The following is a 21,047-nucleotide window of genomic DNA, read 5'->3' on the forward strand; positions in this document are numbered from 1 at the left end:
AACATTTTCCGACAAGGAGTTCCCATGCGTACCCGACATGCCCTGCGCGCAGCGATCGCCTTCGCGGTGGTGGCCGGCACCGTCGCCGCCGGCGCGCAGCCGGCCCCGGCGGTGAGCCCGCTCGGCTCGGTCGCGGCGGCTGCGGCCACCACCGACACGCCCAGTGACCCGCCCCTGCCGGAGTACCCGGGACTGCCACCGCGGGGCGACACCTCGGCCGCGGTGCCAACGACCGGCATTCCGTGCGACGACAACGGCAGCGATTTGCGCCCCACCCGCGACCAGGTGCTGGATCGCGCGCAGAGCTGGCTGGACGTCGGCATCCCCTACAGCCAGAGCCGGTGCTACGAGAACAGGTACGGTGACTACCGCACCGACTGCTCCGGCTTCGTCTCGATGGCCTGGGGCATCGGCGGCTCCGGTTCCGGCCACTGGACGGGCAACCTGCTCGACAAGGCCGACAAGATCGCGCGCAGCTCGCTCAAGCCCGGCGACGCGCTGCTGCGGTACACCGGCGATCCGCATCAGAACCACGTGGCCCTGTTCGTGAAGTGGTCGGATGCCGAGCACACCAAGCCCGTCGTCATCGAGCAGACCGGCAGCAGCGACACGATCCGTGACACCTGGAGCGAGAGCTACGCCGCCCAGTACACACCGGTGCGCTACAACCACATCCAGGAGGAGGACACCCGCCCGTACGACAGTTTCACCGGTGACGCCAAGGCCGACCTGATCGTGCACTCGGGCACGGACGTGGCGGTACGCCAGGGCAGCGGCAACGGCTTCGCCGACCTGGGCGTGGTCAGCTCCGGCTGGGGCCGCTTCCACGGCCTGCAGATCACCAACGGCATGGGCCGGCTCTACTTCGCCGACTACAACGCCGACCACCGCACCGACATGATCGTCCACAACGGCACCGACATCAGCGTCCGCCTCAACACCACCACCGGCTGGACCGACCTCGGCGTCGTCACCAGCGGATGGGGCCGCTTCCACGGCCTGCAGATCACCAACGGCATGGGCCGGCTCTACTTCGCCGACTACAACGCCGACGGCCGCGCCGACATGATCGTCCACAACGGCACCGACATCAGCGTCCGCCTCAACACCACCACCGGCTGGACCGACCTCGGCGTCATCAGCAGCGGATGGGGCCGCTTCCACGGCCTGCAGATCACCAACGGCATGGGCCGGCTCTACTTCGCCGACTACAACGCCGACGGCCGCGCCGACATGATCGTCCACAACGGCACCGACATCAGCGTCCGCCTCAACACCACCACCGGCTGGACCGACCTCGGCGTCATCACCAGCGGATGGGGCCGCTTCCACGGCCTGCAGATCACCAACGGCATGGGCCGGCTCTACTTCGCCGACATCGACGGCGACGGCCGCGCCGACATGATCGTCCACAACGGCACCGACGTCTCCGTCCGGAAGAACACCCCCACCGGCTTCTCCGACCAAGGCGTCGTCACCACCGGCTGGGGCCGCTTCCACGGCCTCGACACCACCGACGGCATGGGCCGCCTCTACCTCGCCTGATCACGGCGCACGCACGCTCGGATCAATCCCTCCCGCCCCGGATGGTCCCGGGTCTGCCGGCCGGCCCCGCCGACAGACCCGGGCCCCTCGCCGCCCCTCTGGAGTAGTCATGACGTTCCTGGATTCGATCAAGCGCGGGCTCACCGTGACCCTGGCAAGCAGTCTGATGGTGACGGCCATGTCGTCGACCGCGCGAGCCGAGGACGAGCCGACCGCCGGAACCCTGGCCATCTCGAACGCCCCCTGCGACGACGACGGCACCACGAGCACCGACAGTGCTCTCGCCGACCAGCTCAACGGGGTGCTGGAGAACAAACTCGACGGATACATGAACGCCTACCGGGTGTCCTGCGCCCGGATGATCATCAAGGCGGTTCGTGAGCGTGGCATGGTACGCCGGGCGGCTGTCATCGCGATCGACACCGCGATCGTCGAGACCGGACTGCAGAACCACGACCAGAAGGTGGACCACACCAGCCTCGGACTGTTCCAGCAGCAGGACCCCTGGGGCAGCGCCGCGGACCGCCTCGACCCGATCTGGGCCACCAACGCCTTCCTGAACAAGATGATCAAGCTGTACCCGAACAACACGTGGCAGAGCGCGCCCGTCGGCAAGGTGGCCCAGGACGTCCAGGTGTCCGCCTACCCGGAGCGCTACCCGGTCGAGGTCGCCGATGCCGGCCGGATCGTGGACGCGGTCTGGGACCACGCCCTCGACACCCGCCCGTACGACAGTTTCACCGGTGACGCCAAGGCCGACCTGATCGTGCACTCGGGCACGGACGTGGCGGTACGCCAGGGCAGCGGCAACGGCTTCGCCGACCTGGGCGTGGTCAGCTCCGGCTGGGGCCGCTTCCACGGCCTGCAGATCACCAACGGCATGGGCCGGCTCTACTTCGCCGACTACAACGCCGACCACCGCACCGACATGATCGTCCACAACGGCACCGACATCAGCGTCCGCCTCAACACCACCACCGGCTGGACCGACCTCGGCGTCGTCACCAGCGGATGGGGCCGCTTCCACGGCCTGCAGATCACCAACGGCATGGGCCGGCTCTACTTCGCCGACTACAACGCCGACGGCCGCGCCGACATGATCGTCCACAACGGCACCGACATCAGCGTCCGCCTCAACACCACCACCGGCTGGACCGACCTCGGCGTCATCAGCAGCGGATGGGGCCGCTTCCACGGCCTGCAGATCACCAACGGCATGGGCCGGCTCTACTTCGCCGACTACAACGCCGACGGCCGCGCCGACATGATCGTCCACAACGGCACCGACATCAGCGTCCGCCTCAACACCACCACCGGCTGGACCGACCTCGGCGTCATCACCAGCGGATGGGGCCGCTTCCACGGCCTGCAGATCACCAACGGCATGGGCCGGCTCTACTTCGCCGACATCGACGGCGACGGCCGCGCCGACATGATCGTCCACAACGGCACCGACGTCTCCGTCCGGAAGAACACCCCCACCGGCTTCTCCGACCAAGGCGTCGTCACCACCGGCTGGGGCCGCTTCCACGGCCTCGACACCACCGACGGCATGGGCCGCCTCTACCTCGCCTGACCGACTCCACCGTCTCGTCCGGGTCCGCCGGGGCGCCTGCCCGGCGGGCCCGGACGACGTGGCGGCGCGGGCGAGCCGGCCGGGCGTGACTCCGGCATGTAACGATCATGGGGTTTACTCGTACCCCATGGGCATCATCTCCCGGGGCTTCGGCGGCCGGCGGCGCGACTCCGCGCCCGACCTGCCGCCCGGCCAGTACCTGACACACGACTTCCCGGTGCTCTCCGCCGGTCCGACCCCACGCATCCCGCCGAACTCGTGGAACTTCACCATCACCACCGAGACCGGCGCCGAGCACACCTGGGACTGGGCGGCGTTCACCGCCCTGCCGGCCGAGGAGGTGACCCGGGACATCCACTGCGTCACCAAGTGGTCCAAGCTGGGCACCACCTGGAAGGGCGTCGCGCTGGACACGCTCTTCGAGGAGGTGGAGACCGCCGCGGACTTCGTGATGGCGCACAGCGCCGGCGGGTACACCACCAACGTGCCGCTCGACGACCTGCTCGACGGCAAGGCGTGGATCGCGTACGAGTTCGACGGCGAGCCGCTGCGCCCGGAGCACGGCGGTCCGGCCCGGCTGCTGATCCCGCACCTGTACTTCTGGAAGTCCGCCAAGTGGGTGCGCGGCCTGCGGATGATGCACGAGGACGAGCCCGGTTTCTGGGAGAGCGCCGGCTACCACATGTACGGCGACCCCTGGTCCGAGCAGCGCTACCACGGCGACTGAGCGGATGAGCACGCGGATGGGCTGGCGGGTCGCGACGGTGTCCGCGGCCCGCTGGGAGACCCCCACGGCACGCACCCTGACCCTCGAGGTGCCGGACTGGCCCGGCCACCTGCCCGGCCAGCACCTCGACCTGCGCCTGACCGCCGAGGACGGCTACTCGGCGCAGCGCAGCTACTCGATCGGCTCGGCGTGGCCGGGCACCGGCCCGGTGGAGATCACCGTGCAGCGCCTGGCCGACGGCGAGGTCTCGCCGTACCTGACCGACGTCGTCGAGGTGGGCGACCGGATCGAGCTGCGCGGCCCGATCGGCGGCTGGTTCGTCTGGCGGTCCACCCGGCCGGCGCCGGTCCTGCTGGTCGCCGGCGGCTCCGGGGTGGTCCCGCTGATGTCGATGATCCGCCAGCGCGGCCAGGTCCGCGGCCGGCAGCCGTTCCGGCTGGTCTACTCGGTACGCGGCCCGGAGGACGCCTGCTACGCCGACGAGCTGCGCCGCCGGGTCCGCGACGACCCGGGCCTCGACGTCCACTTCGTCTACACCCGCCGGACCCCGGACGGCTGGCCCGCCCCGCCGAAGCGGATCGACGTCGCGGTCCTCAACACCCACGGATGGCCCCCGGAGTTCGCCCCGGACGTGTTCGTCTGCGGCCCCACGCCGTTCGTCGAGACGGCCGCGGACATCCTCGTCGCGCTGGGGCACGACCCGGTGCGGGTGCGCACCGAGCGCTTCGGCGGCGCCTGAACGTCAGGGCCGCGCGGTGAGCGTGAACAGCGCGGCCTGCTCGGGGGCCAGCAGCGGGGGCGGCAGGCCCACCTCGGTCAGCACCCGGCCGGGCAGGGTGACCGCTCCCGCGGCCAGCCACGGCGGCGGCGCGTCCTGGACCGTGCGGGGCGGGTGGCCCAGCGGCCGTACCTCGTAGTCGCGCGCCTCATCGAGGCCGGGGAACCGCAGCGGCGGCGGCAGCGCGGCCGCCGGGGAGCCCACCGCGACCAGCGCGAACACCGCCGCGGAGCGGTCCTGGGCGACCACGCCGTGGACCAGGTGCGCCGGGTCCGGCGAGTCGGCGCGGACCACGACGCCGGAGTGCAGCAGCGCTCGTAGCCGCTTGTACTTCGCGGTCCAGGCGGCGATCCGGGCCCGGTCCCCGGCGGACGCCCGGGAGACGTCCCACTCGATGCCGGCGTGGCCGAACAGGGCCGTGGCGAGACGGAAACCCAGGGCCGACGTACGCCCGGTGACATGCGCCGTGCCCGCGCCGAGGTGACCGCCGAGGAACTCCGGCGGGATGAGCACCCCGGTCCAGCGCTGGATGTGCTGGCGGTCGAGCGGATCGTTGGTGTCCGAGGTCCAGAACCGGTCGACGTGCTCGCACATGCCGAGGTCGATGCGGGCCCCGCCGGACGCGCAGCTCTCGATCTCCAGGTCGGGGAAGGCCGCGCGCAGGGCGGCCAGCAGCCGGTAGACCGCGGCCGTCTGCCGGTGTGCGGCGCCGGCTTCCAGCAGGTCCCGGTTGTGGTCCCATTTGAGGAAGGCGATCGGGTACTCGGTGAGCAGGTCGGTCAGCCGGCCCAGGACGTGACCGAACGCGCCGGGGTCGGCCAGGTTCAGCACCCGCTGGTGGCGCCAGGTCGGGGCGGACGGCGCGCCGAGGATCCAGGAGGGGTGCGCGCGGGCCAGGGCCGAGTCCGGGCTGACCATCTCCGGCTCGACCCACAGCCCGAAGTCCATCCCGGCCGCGTGCACCCGGGCGATCAACGGGTGCAGGCCGTCCGGCCAGACCTGCGGGTCGACGGACCAGTCGCCGAGCGCGCGCCGGTCGTCGCGGCGCCCGGTGAACCACCCGTCGTCCAGCACGAACCGCTCCACGCCCACCTCGGCGGCCACGTCGACCAGCCGGGACAGCACCGCCGCGTCGTGGTCGAAGTACACCGCCTCCCAGGTGTTCAGCACGACCGGCCGGGGCCGGGACGGGCCCCGGCGGGCCCGGATCCACGGGTGCAGACGGTCGGACAGGCCGTCGATGCCGGTGCCGGAGAAGACCGCGACCGCCCACGGCGTACGGTACGTTCCGCCCGGCGCCAGCCGGATCTCGCCGGGCGCGAACAGCTCGCCGGCGCCGATCAGCGCGGGCCCGAGCGCGGAGCGCTCCGCCCAGATCCGCTTGTCCCCGCTCCACGCCAGGTGCAGCGCCCAGACCCGGCCGGCGCGGAAGGAGAACCCGGGTTCGCCGGCCATGAGCAGGAACGCGTCGTCGTGGCCGGGCCGCCCGTGCCGGCTCTCCCGGCTCCACACCCCGTGCCGCAGCGCGGACCGTTGCGGGCGCCGCTCGTGCGCCCACAGGCCGGTGAAGTCGAGCAGCTCGCCCGCTTCGGCCGGGATGGGCAGCACGACGTCCAGGGCGGTCAGCTCGAAGACGCCCGGCCCGTGATTGGTCACGGCGTGCCGGATGCGCAGCACGCCCTGGGGCGACAACTCGATCTCGGTGGTGACGTGCAGGCCGCCGTCCGGGCTCTGCGAGCGTACCGAAATGGTGTCATCGACGGCCCGGACCTCGGCGGTCCGCAACGCTGCGACCGGTGTGCCGTCGCGGTGCCCGGCCAGGGCGGGCCGGCCGCTCCAGCCCTCGCCGAGGGTGGGCAGCAGCGACAGCCGCAGCGGCACGTCGAGCGAGCTCGGCGGGACCGCCGGGGTCCGGCTGGCGGCGAAGCCGTCGGGCAGCTCGCCGAGGTCGGGGCCCCAGTGCAGGACGGCGCCGCGGGCGTCCAGCACGAGGCCGGCGCCCGCGGCGCGCAGGTGGTGCACGGTCATTCGGCGACCGGGATGCTCTGCGACTTGAGGTTCTCGATCGTGGTGGTCTGCGCCTTCTTCAACGCGTCGAGCAGGGTGCCGTCGCCGGAGACGGCGGCCTTGAACCCGTCGGAGGCGGCGGTGTAGGTGGAGGTCATCGTCGGGCCCCAGGTGAAGTCGGGGGTGACCTGTGTGGATGCCTCGGCGAAGACGTCGTAGATCTTCTGGCCGCCGTAGAACTCGACGCCCTTGGCGAGCGCCGGCAGGCGCGCGCCGTCCCTGGTCGCCGGGTACAGGTTCGCCTTCTCGTTGAGCAGCGTGAGCGCCTCCTGCGAGGTGTTCAGCCAGATCGCGAACTGGGCCGCCTCGTACGGGTGCTTCGCGCCCTTGAACACCGCGGTGGACGAGCCACCCCAGTTGCCGGCGGCCCTACCGCCCGCGGTCCACTGCGGCATCGGGGCGACCGCCCACTTACCGGACGTGTCCGGTGCGCCGGAGGAGATCGAGTTGGCTCCCCAGACGGCGGACACCCAGGTCCAGGCCTGCCCCTTGTTGTAGGCGTTGTCCCACTCGGTGGTCCACGGCGGCACCGCGGAGACCAGGTTCCGGCTGATCAGGTCCTGCCAGTACCCGGCCACCCGGGTGGTCGCCTGGTCCTGAAGGTTCACGGTCCACCTGGTGCCGTCGTTGCCGAACCAGCGGCCGCCCGCCTGCCAGACCAGCCCGGCGAACTGGTTGATGTCGCTCTGCGAGAAGTTGGTGATGTAGCCGCCGGCGGCCTTCACCTTCTCCGCGGCCTTCGCGTACTCCTCCCAGGTGGCGGGGACCGCGATGCCGTTCTTCTCGAACAGGTCCTTGCGGTAGAACAGCGCCATCGGGCCGGCGTCCTGCGGTACGCCGTACACCGCGTTCTGCTCGCCGAAGGTGACCTGGTTCCAGGTCCAGTCGACGAACAGGTCCTTGGCGTCGGTCACCGGCTTGCAGCCGGCCAGGTTCGTCAGGCCGTCCTGGACCCGGAAGCCGGGCAGCGCGTCGTACTCGATCTGGCCCAGGTCCGGGGCGTTGCCGGCCTTGAGCTGGTTGAAGAAGTTCTGGTACGTCCCGCCGTTGCCGTTCGGGCCGGTCTGCACCTTGACCTGGATGTCCGGGTGCGCGTCGTTCCACACCTTCACGACCTGCTCGATGTTCGGGATCCACGAGGTGTAGGTGAGCGTGACCGGGCCGCTCGCCGGGGCGCAGCCGGCCGCCGCGGCGGTGGTGGTGCCGTCGTCGCTCGCCGACGAGCAGGCGGTCAGCGCCAGTGTGGCGCTCAGCAGCGGGCCGAGCAGTTTCTTCGTCATTGAAGGATTCATCTCCAAAAGGCGGGAGGAAGGGGCGTTACTTGACCGAGCCGGTGCCGAGACCGCTGCGCCAGAAACGCTGGAGCAGCAGGAACGCGACCACCAGCGGGACGATCGAGACCAGGGCGCCGGTGAGCACCAGCATCCGCAGCTCGGGGAGCTGGTTGACCTGGGTGTTCCAGGTGTACAGGCCGAGCGTCACCGGGAACAGCCGCTCGTCGCCGAGCATGATCAGCGGCAGTAGGAAGTTGTTCCACACCGCGACGAAGTGGAACAGGAAGATGGTGACCAGGGCCGGGAACATCAGCTTGCCGGAGACCGTGAAGAACGTCCGCACCTCGCCGGAACCGTCCAGCCGGGCCGCCTCCAGCAGCTCGTCCGGGACGCTCGCGGTGGCGTAGATGCGGGCCAGGTACACCCCGAACGGGTTGACCAGGCTCGGCAGGAAGACCGACCAGAAGGTGTTGGTCGCCTCCACCTGCGAGAAGATCAGGAACAGCGGGAGCGCCAGCGCGGTGGCCGGCACCAGGACCCCGCCGAGCACCACGTTGAAGATCAGCTCCCGGCCGGGGAACCGGTACTTGGCCAGGGCGTACCCGCACATCGCGGCCAGCAGGGTGCCGAGCAGGGCGGCGCCGCCGGTGTAGACCACGCTGTTGGCCATCCAGCGCAGGAAGACCCCGTCGCGGTAGCTGAACAGCTCGTGCAGGTTCTCACCGAGGTGCAGGTCGGCGAACCAGAGCGGCGCCGTGCCGGAGAAGTCGCCCCGGGACTTGGTCGCGCCGACGACCAGCCACCAGATCGGCACCAGGAAGTAGAGCGTGCAGATGCCCATCACGCTCATGGCGGCGGCTCTGCTCTTCACCGGTCACCTCCGCGCTGGGTGAACTTGAGGAACGTGAAGGACAGGACGAACGTCGCCAGCGCCAGCACCACGGAGAACGCGGCGGCGAGAGAGAAGTTCGGGATGGACGAGGTGGAGTAGACCGTCAGGTTGGGGGTGTACGTGCTGGACACCGCGGAGCTGAAGGTGCGGAACACCTGCGGTTCGGCGAGCAGCTGGAGGGTGCCGATGATGGAGAACACCGTGGTCAGCACGATCGCCGGCATCACCAGCGGGATCTTGATGGACCAGGCGGTGCGCCACGCTCCGGCGCCGTCGAGGGTGGCCGCCTCGTAGATCTCCGGCGGGACGGCCAGCAGGGCGGAGTAGATGATCAGCATGTTGTAGCCGACGTAGACCCAGGTCACCACGTTGGCCATGGCCCAGAGCACCAGGTCGGCGGAGAGCAGGTCCCAGGAGCTGGTGATCGCGGTGAACGGGGACAGGTTCGGCGAGTACAGGAAGCCCCACATGATCGCGGCGAGCACCCCCGGCACCGCGTACGGCACGAAGAACGCCAGCCGGAAGAACCGCCGCCCCCGGACCAGGCCGGAGTCGAGCAGCAGGGCGAGCAGCAGCGCCAGCCCGAGCATGACCGGGACCTGCACCACGCCGAACAGCAGGACCCGGCCGACCGACTCCCAGAACGGGCCGTTCTGGAACACCCGCCGGTACTGTTCCAGCCCGCCGAAGACCTCCCGGGCCGGGCCGAACGTGCCGGTGCGGGCCACCGTGTACAGCGACTGCTTGATCGCGTAGCCGATCGGGGCCAGGTAGAAGGCGAGGAAGAGCAGCCCGAACGGCGCGATGAAGACGAGCAGGTGCTTCTTGCGGGTCACGCCGGCTCCCCCTCCCGGACGACGGCCACGCCGCCGCCCTCGACGCGCAGCAGCCCGTCCACGCCGGCGCCGGTCACCAGCTCGACGCCGGTGGCCTCCAGCTCGACCGGGACCGTGCCGTGGTTGATCACGAAGAGGTAGCCGCGCCCGCCACCGGTGCGGCGGATCGCCTCCACCGCGCCGCCGGGCTCCGGCGCCACCGGGACGACGCCGGCGGCCCGTACCACGTCGCGGGTCAGGTCCCGCATCCCGCGCGCGTCCAGCGCGGTGGCCAGATACCACGCCACCCCGGCGCCGTACCGGTTGCGGGTGATCGCCGGGGTCCCCGGCAGCGGCCCGTCGAGGTACCGCGCGACCGGCTGCGCCGTGGTGGCGCGCAGCCGCTCGGTCCACAGCGAGCCGGCGCCGCCGGTGCTCAGCATCACCTCGTGGCCGGGCCGCAGCGGCGCGAACTCCTCCACGAGCACGCCCAGCACGTCCCGGAAGGCGCCCGGGTAGCCGCCGAGCCGGATCCGGTCCCGTTCGTCGACGATGCCGCTGAAGAACGTCACCAGCAGGTGCCCGCCGGCCGCCACGTAGTCGGCGATCCGCTGCGCGTCCCGGTCGCCGACCATGTACAGGCACGGCACGACGACCGCCCGGTACCGGCTCAGGTCCGCCGCCGGGGACACGACGTCGCAGGTGACGCCCAGCTCGCGCAGCGCCCGGTGGGCCGCGTGCACCCGGTCCAGGTAGGTCACCGCCTGCGACGGGCGGGCCTCGCCCTCCGCCGACCACCACGACTCCCAGCTGAAGACCAGCGCCACCTCGGAGTCGACGGTCGTGCCGGCCACCTCGCCGATCCGGTCCAGCGCCCCGGACAGGCGCAGCACCTCGCGCCAGCCCTCGGTGTCGGTGCCGGCATGCGGCAGCAGCGCGGAGTGGAACTTCTCGGCGCCCTGCGCGGACGCCCGCCACTGGAAGAAGCAGATCGCGTCGGCGCCCCGGGCCACGTGCGTGAGCGTGTTGCGCAGCAGCTCGCCGGGCGTCCGGGTGAGGTTGTACGGCTGCCAGTTGACCGCGCCGGCGGCCTGCTCCATCAGCATCCACGGGCGGCCGGCGGCCAGACCCCGGGTCAGGTCGGCGGCGAAGGACAGCTCCGCGCCCGGGTCGTCGAGGCGGTGGTCGAGGTAGTGGTCGTTGGCGATCACGTCCATCTCCGGCGCCCAGGACCAGTAGTCCAGGTTGCGGATGTGCGCGGTGACCATGAAGTTGGTGGTGACCGGGGCGGCCGAGTGGGCCCGCAGGATCCGCGCCTCACCGCGGTAGTGCTCCAGCAGCTCGTCGGAGCTGAACCGGTGGAAGTCCACGATCTGTGCCGGGTTGCGGATCGACAGGGCCAGCCGCGGCGGCTGGATCTCGGACCAGTCGCCGTACCGCTGACTCCAGAACGCGGTGCCCCACGCCTCGTTGAGCGTTTCGATCCTGCCGTACCGCCGGCGCAGCCAGCAGCGGAACGCCTCGGCGCTGGTCTCGCAGTAGCACAGCGCGTTGTGGCAGCCCAGCTCGTTGGAGACGTGCCAGAGGGCGAGCGCGGGATGGTCGCCGTAGCGCTCGGCGACCTGACGGACCAGGGCGTACGCCCGGTCGCGGAAGATCTGCGAGCTCGGGCACCAGGCCTGGCGACCGCCCGGGAACCGGGTGGTGCCGTCGGCGGCGGCCGGCAGCACCTGCGGGTGCAGGGTGGTCAGCCAGGGCGGCGGGGAGGACGTGCCGGTGCCCAGGTTGAGGCGGATGCCGTTGGCGTGCAGCAGCTCGACGACCTCGTCCAGAGCGGCGAACTCGTACCGGCCGGGAGCCGGTTCCAGGTCGGACCAGCCGAAGATGTTGACCGCGACCAGGTCGACGCCGGCCTCGCGCATCAGCGCCACGTCCTCGCGCCAGACGTCCGGCGTCCACTGCTCCGGGTTGTAGTCGCATCCCAGCGTGATACCGGGTGACGGCAAACGGAAGTTGTCCATGAAACTCCTGGTCACAGATGTGTGCACGTGCACACATTGCCGCGCGGCGACAGACTCGTTGCGGATGTGTGAACGTGCACACAGTAGGACCGGGTTGACGCAACGTCAATAGCGGTCGCGGCGCTATCGTGATCGCATGCCCCCGCCCCGCAAACGCGCCACGGTGCACGACATCGCGGCCGCCGCCGGCGTGTCCCGGGGCACCGTCAGCCGCGTCCTCAACGGCGGATACGTCTCGGCCGAGGCGCGCGCCGCCATCGAGGCGGCCATCACCGAGGTCGGCTACGTGCCGAACACCGCCGCCCGCACCCTCAAGATGCGCCGGTCACAGGCCGTCGGTTTCGTCGCCCTCGAACCGCACTCGCTGTTCCTCGACGACCCGAACATCGGCGCGATCATGCTGGGCGCCAACGCCGCGCTGTCCCTCGCCGACCACCAGATGGTCAGCCTGGTGGTCGAGTCGGCCCGGGACACCGAGCGGGTCGGGCGCTACCTGAGCGGCGGCTTCGTCGACGGCGCGATCGTCGTGTCGGCACGCACCCACGACCCGATCATCAAGGTGATCAGCGACCTGCGGCTGCCCGCCGCGTTCGTCGGGCATCCGCCCGACCTCGATCAACGGATCCCGTACGTCGGGATCGACAACGCCGGCTCGGCCCGCGCCGTCACCGAGCGCCTGCTGGCGACCGGACGCCGCCGGGTCGGCATGATCGCGGCCGCGCTGGACCGCGACTCGGGGATCGACCGGCTCGCCGGATTCCGCGCCGCCCTCGGCGACGCCTTCGACGGCGACCTGGTCGCCGAGGTGCCGCACTACGACTACGGCTCCGGCATCAAAGGCATGCGCCTGCTGCTCGACCGCGAACCGGCGATCGACGGGGTGTTCGCGGCGTCGGACGCCATCGCGGCGGGCGCGCTGGAGACCCTGCGCGAGGCGGGGCGCAGCGTGCCCGGCGACGTCGGGCTCGTCGGCTTCGACGACAGCACGTGGGCGGTGCGCACCCAGCCGCCACTGTCGACGGTGCACCAGCCGGCGAAGCAGATCGGCACGGTGGCGGCCCAGTTGATCCTGCGCCAGCTGCGCGGCGAGCAGCTCGACCCGGGCGGCCAACTGCTGCCCACCCCGATCGTCTGGCGCGACTCGGCCTAGAGGCGGCGCGGGGCCCGGCCCCGACACGGTGCCCGGCGCCGACACGAGGCCCGGCGCCGACATGGGGCCCCGCCCCCCACACAGGCCCGGCGGCAACACCAGGCCCGGCGCCGACACGAAGCCCCGCCCCCACAAACCCGGCGGCAACACCAGGCCCGGGATCAACAACAGGCCCGGCGCCGACAGGAAGCCCCGCCCCCACAGCAAGCCCGGCGGCAACACCAGGCCCTCCCCAACAGCAGGCCCGGCGCCACCGACACCAGGCACCAGCACCAGGCCCGGCCGCAACACCCAGGCCCGGCGCCAAACAGGAGGCCCGACTCCAACCAGGCCCGGCCCCATCACGAGGCTCGGCTCTGGCACGAGGCGCGGCTCCGCACGGGGATCGGCTCCGGCCCGACCACGGGGCGGGTGGTTCGTATCGGAGCGGAACCTCGGTGGGGAACGGCCGCGAGCGGGCGGCCTGGCTTTCCGGCGACCTCGCGCCCCGGGGCGACCGGCCGTCGACCGCGCAGGCGACGTCGGCCGCCGAAGGTGCCGGGCAGGCGGCGCGAACCGCCGAAGGTGGTGCGCAGGCGGCGCGAACCCCCGAAGGTGGTGCGCAGGCGACCGTCAGCCGCCGAAGGTGGTGCGCAGGCGACCGTCAGCCGCCGAAGGTGGTGCGCAGGCGGCGGGCCAGCGACGGGGGTGGCGGGGGTGGCGTCGGCCGGCGGCCGGGCACCGGCTCGGACCGGCCGATCGGCCGGTCGTAGTCGGCGGCGGCGATCGCGGCGATGATCTCGGGCTCGCCGAAGGTCTCCGAGCCGGGGATCGACGGGACGAAGCCGACCAGGACGCCGTCGCGCATGACCTGGGCCTCCAGCCCGGCGGTGCCGTCGTTGTCCCAGATCGCCTCGCGGCCGTCGGGCAGGACGACGCGGATGCCATACCGGGTGCGGCCGGCGTGCGGGAGTTTCAGATGAGCGAAGACATTGCGCTCGCGCAGCCGCTCGACGACGCGGCGGGCCCGGTTCTCGTCCATGCGAGCGACGGTAACGCGGTTGCCTGCGGACACGCTGAGGGCCGGCTCGGCGACCGTTGAGAACCGGTCACGAAGCGCGCATGTAACATGACCCGCAGACGTATCTGCAGGTCACATCGACGCATGTTACTCCCCTGTAACAGGAAATGCACCGGATTCCATTTCTCGGCCCCCTGCCTTACTGTGCGGTAACCGAAGCGCTTCGGCCCCCCAGGAATCCCCTCGTGGATATCGGAGGCCATCGATGAGTAGGGCTACCGTCCTCGCCTGCCTCGTCTCCTCGTCCGTCCTCGCCCTCACCGTCGCCGCCGCATCCCCCGCCCAGGCGGCCGGTGTCGACTACGTCGCTCTCGGCGACTCCTACTCCTCCGGGGTCGGCGCGCCCGGACAGTCCGGCATCTGCCTGCGCAGCAACCACAGCTACGCCGCGCAGTGGGCCGCCCGCAACAGCCCCACGTCGTTCCAGTTCCTGGCCTGCGGCGGCGCGGTCACCGACGACGTCGTCAAGACGCAGGTGCCGGCCATGAACAGCGGCGCCGACCTGGTCAGCATCACCATCGGCGGCAACGACGCGGGCTTCGCCCCGACCGTGCTGACCTGCCTGACCAGCAGCGACGCCACCTGCACGGCCAAGGTGAACCAGGGCCGGGCGTACGTCGCGAACACGCTCCCCGGCAAGCTCGACGCGACCTACGCCGCGATCCGGGCGAAGGCGCCCGGGGCGCGCGTGGTGGTGCTGTCCTACCCGAACATCTTCGACACCTCGTCGGTCCTCTGCGAGATGAGCACGACCAAGCGCAAGGCGCTGAACGGCGGCGCCCAGGCGCTGGACGACATGATCAAGTCGCGGGCGACGGCGGCCGGGTTCGTCTACGCCGACGTGCGGGACAACTTCGCCGGGCACGGGGTGTGCTCGTCACGGCCGTACCTGAACGGGCTGACCATCATCCCGCCGCAGAACTCCTACCACCCGAACGTCAACGGCTACACGTCCGGCTATCTGCCCGCGCTGACCGGCGCCGCCTGACCGGTGCCGGGGCTCCCGCACACCGGCGGGAGCCCCGGCAACGGGGCCGCAACCGGTGGGCACCGCCGGTGGCCGCCCGGGTCGGGCAGCATCTCCTGCCATGGCCCGAGTGAACACGCTGCTCTTCCTCGTCACCGTCGCGCTCACCGTGGTGGCGGCGATCGACTGCCTGGCGGCCGACCGCGTGCGGCACTTCCCGCGTGGCGCGTGGCTGCTGCTCGTGGCCTGCTGCCCGGTGGCCGGACCGATCGCCTGGTTCCGGGCCGGGCGCGGGGACACGGCACCGGCCGGGCGTCCGGCGACAGGAACCGCTCCGCTCGGACCCGAGGACGACCCGGAGTTCGTCCGGATGCTGGCCGAGGCGATCCGCGACCGCTGACCGGTCCCGGCCGCGCCGGGACCGGACGACGCCGGCCCGGACCGGACGCCGGGCAGCCGGACGCCGGCCGGGACCCGGTGCTGCGGTCAGCCGGCGAGCGGGCGCCAGGCGTGGCGCAGCTTCCAGCTCTGCGCGCCGGCGAGGAACTCGGTCAGCAGCCGGACCGCCTCGGCGCGGTCCGCGGTCTCGGTACGGAAGTGGCGCTCCGGACCGCCCTCGCGGTACTCCAGCGCGTACCGGCCGGGCTCGGCGCCGGCCGCCGGACCGTAGCCGACCTGGACGAACCAGCCGTCCGCGCGCTCCAGGATCAGGAAGTAGTTGTCCGGCCCGATGCGGCTGACCATCCGCTCGATCCGGTCCGGGGTGGGATCGGCGATGTCCGGGCCCACCGCGGAGGTCAGGACGAAACCCGGGGCGTGCCCGGCCGCGTTCGGGTTGAGCAGGTGGCTCTGCGGCTCGTAGCAGACCAGGCCGTATTCGCGGGCCAGCGCGACCACGGCGGCGCCCACCTCGCCGGCCCGGGGCCAGGCGACGGTCAGCGACAGGACCGCGTCGGAGGGCGTGGGCACGACACTCCAGACGTCCGAGGACGGCGGGAAGCGTTCGACGAGGGCGGCGAACATCTCCGGTACGGCGGGGTGCGGCCGGAACACCTCGGCGTCCCCCTCGTGCCAGCGGCGCAGCTTGGTCTCGGCGATGGCGGGTGTGATCGGTTCCGGCTCGTGCCAGACGTGCAGATCGAAGCTCATGACGGGCACCCCCTCCCGGTGTATCGACGGATCTTAGTGTGCTGTGTCACTGCGCGGGGACGCGACCCGCGCGGCGCGGCGCTCACCAGGTGAAGATCCGACCTCGGGCGGTGCTGATCGACGTGTGGCCGTCCCGCTCGTACCGGTACGCCATCACGACCGTGTAGGTGCCGCCGCGTCGGGGCCGGGCGCCGACCGGCCCGCACCCCTGCGTCATCGCGCCCCGGGTGAAGGTGAGGTCGGCGCAGGTGGTGGGACCGGCCACGGTACGGCCGGTGCCGGCGTCGCGCAGGGTCACCTCGATCTGCGCGCGGCCCCCGGCCGGGGCGGTCAGCGAGGCCTGGAACCGGACGCTGTCGCCCACCGAGTGGCACGGGCGCGGGGCGAGCGGGCTGCGGGTGGGCAGGTCGAAGATGAAACCCTGGGCACACTGCCACGGGCCGTACACCTGGCCCTCCGGAATCGGCGAGCGGGTGCGGCGCGACTGCACGGCGCGGGTGGTACGTACGCCGGTGGGTTCCGGGGTGGGTGAAGCGGTCCGGCGGCGCGGCCGTGGCTTCACCGGAGGCGGACGCCGCGGCGTGGCGGACGCCGCGGCCGGCAGCCGATGACTGGGCAGGACGCCGATGTGCGGGCGCGTGGCGGGGGCGGCGCTGTCGTGCTCCGGCCGCCAGACCGAGGTGGCCAGGCCGGAGGCGAGCAGGACCCCGGCGAGGACCGCGACGACGGCGCCGGAACGGACCCAGCGGTGGCGCGGGGCATCGTTGCGCGGCTTGCGGGCCCGGGGTACGGCGTGCCGCCCGCCCCGCGGCAGCCGGATGCCGGCGCGCAGCTCGGGCGGTGCGATCGCCATGTCGTCGGGGTCGGCCGGGGGCAGGCTCGGCGTGCGCAACGGCGGCAGCGCGGGCACCTCGGCCAGCGTGCGGGCCAGCAGGCGCAGATCCCGGACCAGCGCGGTGGCCGGCGGGCGCTGCCGGGGTTTGGCACAGATGCAGGCGCGGATCAGTCGCCACAGCTCGTCGGGGATGCCCGGGCGGCGTTCCGGGCGGCCCTCGGCGTGCAGGCGCATCAGCTCCGGGACCGAGTCGCTCAGGTACGGCGGCCGGCCGCAGACCAGCTCGTAGAGCAGCACGCCGAGGGCGTACACATCGGTGGCCGGGCTCGGGGTGGCGCCGTGGAACGCCTCCGGGGCCATGTAGTGCGGCGTGCCGACGACCGCGTTCGGGGTGGTCATGCTCGGCACGTTGAGGATCCGGGCGATGCCGAAGTCGGTGAGCCGGGTCTCCAGGCGCCCGTCCCGGCACAGCAGCAGGATGTTGTCCGGTTTCAGGTCCCGGTGGATGACGCCCATCTCGTGCGCCTCGGCCAGCGCGTCGGCGACCTGGGCGGCGAGCCGGGCCGCCTCGGCGGGCGCCAGGGTCCGCTCCCGTTCCAGGTGGTCGCGCAGGCTGCCGCCGGCCACCAGGTCCATCACCAGAGCCAGCGTCTCCCCGACGCTGAACAGGTCGCGCACCCGCACCACGTTGCGGTGCCGCAGCATCAGCAGGATGGTGCGCTCCTGCACGAAGCGGGTGACCAGCCGGGGCTGGCGCAGCAGGCTCTCGTGCAGGAGCTTGACCGCGACCGGCTCCCGCGTGGCGCGGTCCTCGCCCTGCCAGACGGTGCCGGTGGCACCCTGCCCGATCGGTCTGACCAGACGGTACGAATTTCCGACACAGCGTCCGGCAAGCTCACCACTGTCCGTGGGATCCTGCGTGGGATCCTCCATCACTCCGGGGTCCTTCCGCCTGACGGCAATGCCCCGGAATACTGCTTTTTGTCCGGATGAATCGGCAAGCCCCCCGGCGCAGATTCGCACGGTCCGGCAGGAGTGACCGCCCGCCCGTCACGTATCCCCGTGGATCTCGTTCAGCCGGTTGCCGGGGTCGGCTGCGGGCCGCACAGCGAGCGGATCGCGCCCAGCAGCGTCGAACGGGTGAACGGCTTCTCCAGCAGCATGCTGTTCTCGTCCAGATGCAGCTGCGGGCCCAGCGACGCCGCGGTGTACCCGGACATGTAGAGCACCGGCAGGTCCGGCTGGTGGGTGCGCAGCGCACCGGCCAGTTCCGGACCGGTCATCGTCGGCATCACCACATCGGTGATCAGCAGGTCCGGGCGTGCGCCGGAGGCCACCTGGGTGACCGCGGTCAGCGCGTCGGTGGCCACGCTGATCTCGTACCCGGCCGGGGCGATCAGCCGCTGCACCAGCTGCGCGACGTCCGGCTGGTCCTCCACGATCAGCACCCGGCCGATCACCGCCTGCTTCTCCCGGCGCTCCCCGGTCGGCTGCGGGCGTTCCTCGGCGGCCGGCAGGTAGATGTGCACGGTGGTGCCGATCCGCGGCTTCGACTCCAGCTCGATGTACCCGCCCAGGTTCTGCACGATCCCGGCGGTGGTGGCCAGGCCCAGCCCGGCCGCGGTGGGACGGGTGGTGAAGAACGGCTCCAGGGCCCGCCGGCGGACCTCGTCGTCCATTCCGGTGCCGGTGTCGGTGACCACCAGGTGCACCAGCTTTCCGGTGGGCGCGCCCTCGGCCAGCTGCCCCGGCTCCACCACCTCGTTGGTCGCCGCCACCCGGACCATGCCGCCGTGCAGCATCGCGTCCCGGGCGTTCGCGGCCAGGTTCACCAGCGCCTGCTCCAGCGGGCCGCGCTCGGCCTTGACCGGCCAGACGTCCGGGCCGAACGCGAGGTCCAGCCCGATCCGCTCGCCCAGCGTCCGGCTGAACAGCGACTGCACGTCGGTGAGCAGGTCCGGGATCGGGATCACCTCGGGCCGGTTGCCCTCGCTGCGGCCGAACGCGAGCAGCTGGTGGGTGAGCGTCCGCCCGGTCGACACCGCGTCCAGGATGTCCTTGGCGAGCTGGTGCGTCGACGAGCCCTCCTCGGACTGGCTCAGGATCATGTCGGCCGAGCCGGCCACCACGGTCATCAGGTTGTTGAAGTCGTGCGACAGCCCGCCGATCAGCTGGCCCAGGCTGTCCAGCCGGCGCAGGTGGTCCAGCTGCCGCTTGAGTCCGCGGGCGTCGATGTGGTCGGTGGTGTCGGTGACCATGCACAGCACGCCGCCGAAGTCGCCGTGATCGTCACGGACCGGCATCATGCTCATCCGCACGCTGCGGCGCGAGCCGTCGGCGCGCATCAGCCGGGTGGCGCCGACCGTGGACCGGCCCTGCTTGCACTCGGCGATCCGGCGGTCCAGCTCCTTCTGGCCCTGGTTGTCCAGGAAGCCGCGCAGCGACACCCCGATCAGCTCCCGGCGCGGCATGCCCAGGACCACGCCGATCGGCTCGTTGGCGTACGTCGCCACGCCCTCCGGGTCCAGCTGCAGCACCCCCTCCGGGATGGTCTCCAGCACCCGGCGGTACCGCTCCTCGGAGGCGCGCAGCCGTTCCAGCGCGCGGGCGCTGGACACCGCGAGCGACAACTCGCCGGCGATGTCCCGGGCCAGCTCCACCTCGGGCGTGGAGTAGAAGGCGTTCGGCGTGTGCCGGGTCAGCAGCAGATAACCGGCGTACGTGTTGTCCACGATCACCGGGCTGAGCACCGCGGCGGTGATCTGGTGCTCCGGCGCCGCCAGGGCCGCGGCCGAGTCGCCGGCCAGCACGATCGGGCGGCGGCTGGCGGCCAGCGTGGTCGAGTACTCGTCGTCCGGGGTCTGGCCGGCCCGGTCCAGCGCCCGGGCCAGCGGGGCGGAGCGAGCGTCCTCCAGGTGGTGGTACGCGATCTGTTCGTACCGGCCGTCGTCACGCAGCAGCTGCACGCCGGCGCCGTCCCCGATCATGTCGGCGGCGGCACGTGCCGCCGTTGATCGCACCTCGGCCGGATCCTCGGCGGCGCGGCTGAGCGCGAGAGCGAGGTCGGCGAGCGCGTACCGCAGGGGGTAAGCCATGACACCCATGTGCACATTTTTCGCGTTATGGAACGTGCGCGAGGGGTGTTCAGCGGAATCCGGCCCGGTTGTTCGCCACCGGACCGGATTCCCCTCGGGTTTTCGGCTGTTTTCAGGCGAACAGGGCGCTGACCGACTCGCCGTTGTGTATCCGGCGCATCGCCTCGGCCAGCGCCGGTGCCACCGACAGCACGGTCAGCTTCTCGTGCCGCTTGGCCGGCGGGATCGGCACCGTGTTCGTGCAGACGATCTCCTCGACCTCCTTCTCCGCGGCCAGCCGCTGCACCGCGTCGTTGGTGAGCAGGCCGTGCGTGCAGGCCACCCGGACGCTGCGGACGTTGCGCTCGCGCAGCCGGGCGAGCAGCTCGAACACCGTGCTGCCCTTGGCGATCTCGTCGTCCAGCACGATCACGTCCCGGTCGGCGACGTCCCCGATGACCGAGCTGATCACCACCTTGTCGTCGGCGAACCGCTGCTTGGCGCCGGCCGCGACGTCGATGTCCAGCAGCCGGGCGAACGCGGCGGCCTCCTTGGCGTTGCCCAGGTCCGGGGAGACCACCACGGTGTTGCTCAGGTCGTAGCGGCGGAAGTGGTGGGCCAGCTCGCGCAGCGCGTGCAGGTGGTCCACCGGGATGCTGAAGAAACCGTGCACCTGCGGGGAGTGCAGGGTCATCGCCAGCACCCGGTCGGCGCCGGCGGTGGTCAACAGATCGGCGACCAGGCGGCCGCCGATCGAGATGCGGGGCGCGTCCTTCTTGTCGGAACGGGCGTACGCGTAGTGCGGCAGGACCACGGTGATCCGGCCGGCCGACGCGCCACGGGCGGCGTCGAGCATGAAGAGCAACTCGGCGAGATGCTCCTGGGTCGGGGGCACCAGCGGCTGGATCAGGAACACGTCGCGTTCCCGGCAGTTGCCCTCCAGCTGCACCTCGATGCAGTCGTTGGCGAACCGGGAGATCCGGGTGGGCGAGAGCGGAACGGCGAGCTGCTCGCAGATCTCCGCGGCGAGCTCAGGATGGGCGGATCCGGTGAAAACGGCGATGTCACGCACGGGCACTCATGGTAGGAGGCGGCCGTACCGGGTCGTCAGGACGGT

Annotated in this window: 17 protein-coding genes; 7 read left to right on the forward strand and 10 right to left on the reverse strand. The window is 71.8% G+C overall.

The window, feature by feature from the left end:
* The first annotated feature begins 24 nt into the window (after nucleotides 1-24).
* The 4 genes from ACTEI_RS27965 (at nucleotide 25) to ACTEI_RS27980 (ending at nucleotide 4,587) form a co-directional block, all read left to right on the forward strand.
* Nucleotides 25-1,545 (forward strand): FG-GAP repeat domain-containing protein, encoded by a 1,521-nt coding sequence (locus tag ACTEI_RS27965; protein WP_122980388.1) that lies wholly within the window; start codon nucleotides 25-27, stop codon nucleotides 1,543-1,545.
* Between the two features lie 109 nt (nucleotides 1,546-1,654).
* On the forward strand, nucleotides 1,655-3,121 hold the full coding sequence (locus ACTEI_RS27970) for an FG-GAP repeat domain-containing protein (protein WP_122980389.1): 1,467 nt from the start codon (nucleotides 1,655-1,657) through the stop codon (nucleotides 3,119-3,121).
* 127 nt (nucleotides 3,122-3,248) lie between these two features.
* Nucleotides 3,249-3,848 (forward strand): sulfite oxidase-like oxidoreductase, encoded by a 600-nt coding sequence (locus ACTEI_RS27975; RefSeq protein WP_122980390.1) that lies wholly within the window; start codon nucleotides 3,249-3,251, stop codon nucleotides 3,846-3,848.
* A gap of 4 nt (nucleotides 3,849-3,852) precedes the next feature.
* Nucleotides 3,853-4,587, forward strand: a complete 735-nt coding sequence (locus ACTEI_RS27980; RefSeq protein WP_122980391.1) for a ferredoxin reductase — start codon at nucleotides 3,853-3,855, stop codon at nucleotides 4,585-4,587.
* A 3-nt stretch (nucleotides 4,588-4,590) separates the two neighbouring features.
* Here ACTEI_RS27980 and ACTEI_RS27985 read toward each other — a convergent pair whose 3' ends face one another.
* From ACTEI_RS27985 to ACTEI_RS28005, 5 genes are read right to left on the reverse strand one after another with little or no spacing between them, the layout of a single operon-like run.
* Nucleotides 4,591-6,654, reverse strand: coding sequence for an alpha-galactosidase (locus ACTEI_RS27985; RefSeq protein ID WP_122980392.1), 2,064 nt, complete (start codon nucleotides 6,652-6,654; stop codon nucleotides 4,591-4,593).
* The gene (locus tag ACTEI_RS27990) at nucleotides 6,651-7,973 is read right to left on the reverse strand and encodes an ABC transporter substrate-binding protein (protein ID WP_122980393.1); all 1,323 of its coding nucleotides are present in this window, start codon (nucleotides 7,971-7,973) and stop codon (nucleotides 6,651-6,653) included. Before ACTEI_RS27990 ends, ACTEI_RS27985 begins: the two co-directional genes overlap by 4 nt.
* 37 nt (nucleotides 7,974-8,010) lie before the next feature.
* On the reverse strand, nucleotides 8,011-8,838 hold the full coding sequence (locus ACTEI_RS27995) for a carbohydrate ABC transporter permease (protein ID WP_239082652.1): 828 nt from the start codon (nucleotides 8,836-8,838) through the stop codon (nucleotides 8,011-8,013).
* A complete protein-coding gene (locus ACTEI_RS28000; RefSeq protein WP_122980395.1) occupies nucleotides 8,835-9,695 on the reverse strand; it encodes a carbohydrate ABC transporter permease in 861 nt (286 codons plus the stop codon). Before ACTEI_RS28000 ends, ACTEI_RS27995 begins: the two co-directional genes overlap by 4 nt.
* Nucleotides 9,692-11,695: a beta-galactosidase gene (locus ACTEI_RS28005; RefSeq protein ID WP_122980396.1), complete on the reverse strand. Its 2,004-nt coding sequence runs from the start codon at nucleotides 11,693-11,695 to the stop codon at nucleotides 9,692-9,694. Before ACTEI_RS28005 ends, ACTEI_RS28000 begins: the two co-directional genes overlap by 4 nt.
* Before the next feature lie 136 nt (nucleotides 11,696-11,831).
* Here ACTEI_RS28005 and ACTEI_RS28010 point away from each other — a divergent pair, with 136 nt between their 5' ends.
* A complete protein-coding gene (locus ACTEI_RS28010; protein WP_122980397.1) occupies nucleotides 11,832-12,845 on the forward strand; it encodes a LacI family DNA-binding transcriptional regulator in 1,014 nt (337 codons plus the stop codon).
* A 643-nt stretch (nucleotides 12,846-13,488) separates the two neighbouring features.
* On the opposite strand, the gene ACTEI_RS28015 is transcribed toward ACTEI_RS28010, so the two are convergent.
* Nucleotides 13,489-13,866, reverse strand: a complete 378-nt coding sequence (locus ACTEI_RS28015; protein ID WP_122980398.1) for a hypothetical protein — start codon at nucleotides 13,864-13,866, stop codon at nucleotides 13,489-13,491.
* Nucleotides 13,867-14,110: 244 nt separating this feature from the next.
* Between ACTEI_RS28015 and ACTEI_RS28020 the strand changes: the two genes are divergently transcribed.
* Complete coding sequence (locus ACTEI_RS28020; RefSeq protein ID WP_122980399.1) at nucleotides 14,111-14,893, forward strand: SGNH/GDSL hydrolase family protein; 783 nt, start codon at nucleotides 14,111-14,113, stop codon at nucleotides 14,891-14,893.
* Between the two features lie 100 nt (nucleotides 14,894-14,993).
* Nucleotides 14,994-15,272 carry a PLD nuclease N-terminal domain-containing protein gene (locus tag ACTEI_RS28025; RefSeq protein ID WP_122980400.1) on the forward strand — a complete coding sequence of 93 codons (279 nt, stop codon included), beginning with the start codon at nucleotides 14,994-14,996 and terminating at the stop codon, nucleotides 15,270-15,272.
* Between the two features lie 86 nt (nucleotides 15,273-15,358).
* Here ACTEI_RS28025 and ACTEI_RS28030 read toward each other — a convergent pair whose 3' ends face one another.
* From ACTEI_RS28030 to ACTEI_RS28045, 4 genes are all read right to left on the reverse strand, one after another.
* A complete protein-coding gene (locus ACTEI_RS28030) occupies nucleotides 15,359-16,021 on the reverse strand; it encodes a hypothetical protein (protein ID WP_122980401.1) in 663 nt (220 codons plus the stop codon).
* Between the two features lie 82 nt (nucleotides 16,022-16,103).
* Nucleotides 16,104-17,789 carry a serine/threonine-protein kinase gene (locus tag ACTEI_RS28035; protein WP_122980402.1) on the reverse strand — a complete coding sequence of 562 codons (1,686 nt, stop codon included), beginning with the start codon at nucleotides 17,787-17,789 and terminating at the stop codon, nucleotides 16,104-16,106.
* A 140-nt stretch (nucleotides 17,790-17,929) separates the two neighbouring features.
* Nucleotides 17,930-19,960 carry a hybrid sensor histidine kinase/response regulator gene (locus tag ACTEI_RS28040; protein WP_122980403.1) on the reverse strand — a complete coding sequence of 677 codons (2,031 nt, stop codon included), beginning with the start codon at nucleotides 19,958-19,960 and terminating at the stop codon, nucleotides 17,930-17,932.
* Nucleotides 19,961-20,063: 103 nt separating this feature from the next.
* Nucleotides 20,064-21,002 carry a ribose-phosphate diphosphokinase gene (locus ACTEI_RS28045; protein ID WP_122980404.1) on the reverse strand — a complete coding sequence of 313 codons (939 nt, stop codon included), beginning with the start codon at nucleotides 21,000-21,002 and terminating at the stop codon, nucleotides 20,064-20,066.
* Nucleotides 21,003-21,047 lie beyond the last annotated feature (45 nt).

Source organism: Actinoplanes teichomyceticus ATCC 31121 (assembly GCF_003711105.1).
GTDB classification, from domain to species: Bacteria; Actinomycetota; Actinomycetes; order Mycobacteriales; family Micromonosporaceae; genus Actinoplanes; species Actinoplanes teichomyceticus.